Origin of the sequence: Streptomyces sp. NPDC051133 (assembly GCF_040682635.1) — a bacterium.
Taxonomy (GTDB): domain Bacteria; phylum Actinomycetota; class Actinomycetes; order Streptomycetales; family Streptomycetaceae; genus Streptomyces.
Genome location: NZ_JBFBBK010000190.1, coordinates 1 through 2,208, shown reverse-complemented (window position 1 = coordinate 2,208; position 2,208 = coordinate 1). Strand labels below are relative to the sequence as shown.

Genomic DNA, 2,208 nt, shown 5'->3' with positions numbered 1-2,208 from the left:
GGGCAACGGCGTTCACCAAGCCATCCACGGTAGCGCCCGGCTCCACAACCTGGCCCTCACCGGACAACTCACGTCCCATACGGGACAACCTCTAGGGCACCGTCTCCATCGTCGACGGCACCCTGGGGTGGCTGGCGGGCCGGCGAGAGGGCCAGCATCGGTGCGATGCGGCCGGCCGCGGCGTCTCCTCGTCCACAGTGTGCCGGATCATCCAGCGGCTGGGACCGCTGCTGGCACTCGAACCCGTCGCCTTCCTGGCGGACGCCCCGGACCGGACGCGACTGCCGGCAGCGCACCGACGGCCTCCATCACGCAGTCCAGGCCGTCGCCCACATGCACAACCTCGTCCTCGCGTCATGAGCAGACAACCTCGCTCACGGGCTGTGGCCTGCCCGAGCGAAGCCGTCTGATCGCCGTGTCGGAGTTGCGGCTTCGCCGTCCTGCTGAAGCCGGCGGCGGGCAACGATGCCGCAATGGCTACCGTCCCAGTGACTGCCACTCGCTGAGTCGCGGGGCTGGCTGCCCCGACGCAAGCGCCGACGGCGGCGATCTGCTCAATCAGCTTCGCCGGGCAGCTGGGTGCGGCGGCAACACTACGTCTCAGGTGGGGTTCAGCGGCGTGACACCGGTTCCCGCGTATAGCTCGGGCTTGAGTGAGAGGACGGTGACCGGTTCTCCGGCCTTGGCGGCCTTCCATGCGATCGCGGCCGGATGCGTCACGGCCCACGAAGCGCCCGCCCATGCGAACGCGTCCCGGGCATGATCGGCGGTGAACGGGATGCTCTCGGCGAAACGCAGTGCCGCGGCGTGCGCGCCGGCACCTGGGACCTGGCGGTCGGCGGCGAGAACGGACAGCGAGGGGATCAGGACCCGGCCGGTTCCGCGCGAGGCCTCGATGTACAGCCCCGTGAAGAAGGCGTCCGCCTGATAGAGAGCGGCCAGAGCGGTGTGGTCCAGGACAGCCGTCAAGTTCATGCGACGGCGCTGCCCTGATGGGCGCGGATCTTCTCCCAGGCACTCTGTCCGGCCTGCTGGACCTGCTCGGTGTACTCGATCCCCAGCTCACCGGCGGCCTCGAGAGCGCGCTGCTCACGCTCGGCATCCGTGAGCTCGCGACTGGCGAGGTCCGCCACGAGATCAGTGATGCTCATACCCCGCTCTTTGGCGAGGAGGCGCAGCCGGTCACGCACCGCCTCGGTTGTTTTGATGCTCGTAGGTTTGGTCATGCCACGGATTCTACCGCCGGTAGAAGCCTTGCGGGGTTGCTTCCCACAATGCCGACTGGTGGGCCAGTACGGGCCGCTCGGGATGGCCCGGCTCACTCTGGGCAGGCACCAGGTAACCCACCGAACACCCACCCACCGCCCGAGGACCTCCCCCCATGACCTCCCCACCCAACCAGCCCCGCCGCAACGGCCAACCGCACACCGTCGGCATGGGCCACGGCGAGCTGGAGAAGGAAGTCACCCAGCTGCGCCGGGCCGTCTCCTCCCACGCCGCCATCGACCAGGCCATCGGCGTCCTGATCTGCCTGCACCAGATCAACCCCGACACCGGCTTCGCCGTGCTGCGTGCCGCCTCCCAGCTCGCCAACACCAAACTCCACACCGTCGCCGAAGCCGTGATCACCTGGGCCCACACCCACCAGCCACTACCCGCCCCCATCAAACAAGCCCTCGACGAGGCCCTAGGCCTCAGCGCGGGGCTCACAGACAGCTGATCACCCAGACAGCGACCGGGCGAGAGAGAAGTGATCTCGCAGCGCAGACAGCAACCGGTGGCCGTGTCCAGCACCGAACAAGATCGTTTACCGATAGTGGCAGGCGCGCACCGGGCGCGCCGTCGGTCTTTGCCTTGGTCAGCAGCCGGCGGCCTCCTCAACCAGTGGCGCCCTGTCCTGCACGGCAGCTCCTGGCCCTTTTACCTGGGCAGAAGGCCGGGAGCTGCCAACCCGCTCCGTCAGGCGGCGCTCTTCTTGCGACAGCGCCCAGCGCGGGCAAGGGCGTCGATAAGGTCCTCGCGGCTCATCTTCGACCGGCCTGCAACCCCCCTCTGCTCAGATCTACTGACCGGAGACAGGTCGGAACCACGACCGCTTACCGGAGTGCCAAACGCGAAACGTTCCGGATCGGATGTCCAGCTTGAGGCGTTTCAACCTTCCCAGATTCACTTCCTGATGTCACTGTTTTTTTCTCGCCTGAAGCGTTC

General features: G+C 67.6%; 3 protein-coding genes and 1 pseudogene. 2 read left to right on the top strand and 2 right to left on the bottom strand.

Going from position 1 to position 2,208, the window contains the following annotated elements:
• Nucleotides 1-276: 276 nt before the first annotated feature.
• A pseudogene (locus AB0N17_RS46250) lies at nucleotides 277-360 on the top strand (IS5/IS1182 family transposase); the annotation flags it as partial.
• Nucleotides 361-600: 240 nt separating this feature from the next.
• Here AB0N17_RS46250 and AB0N17_RS46245 read toward each other — a convergent pair.
• Both AB0N17_RS46245 and AB0N17_RS46240 read right to left on the bottom strand, forming a co-directional pair.
• The gene (locus AB0N17_RS46245; RefSeq protein WP_366017668.1) at nucleotides 601-975 is read right to left on the bottom strand and encodes a hypothetical protein; all 375 of its coding nucleotides are present in this window, start codon (nucleotides 973-975) and stop codon (nucleotides 601-603) included.
• Entirely contained in the window at nucleotides 972-1,226 is a 255-nt protein-coding gene (locus AB0N17_RS46240) for a hypothetical protein (protein ID WP_366017667.1), read from the bottom strand. The genes AB0N17_RS46245 and AB0N17_RS46240 overlap by 4 nt, the downstream gene beginning before the upstream one ends.
• 155 nt (nucleotides 1,227-1,381) lie before the next feature.
• Between AB0N17_RS46240 and AB0N17_RS46235 the strand changes: the two genes are divergently transcribed.
• A complete protein-coding gene (locus tag AB0N17_RS46235) occupies nucleotides 1,382-1,720 on the top strand; it encodes an ANTAR domain-containing protein (protein WP_366017666.1) in 339 nt (112 codons plus the stop codon).
• Nucleotides 1,721-2,208 lie beyond the last annotated feature (488 nt).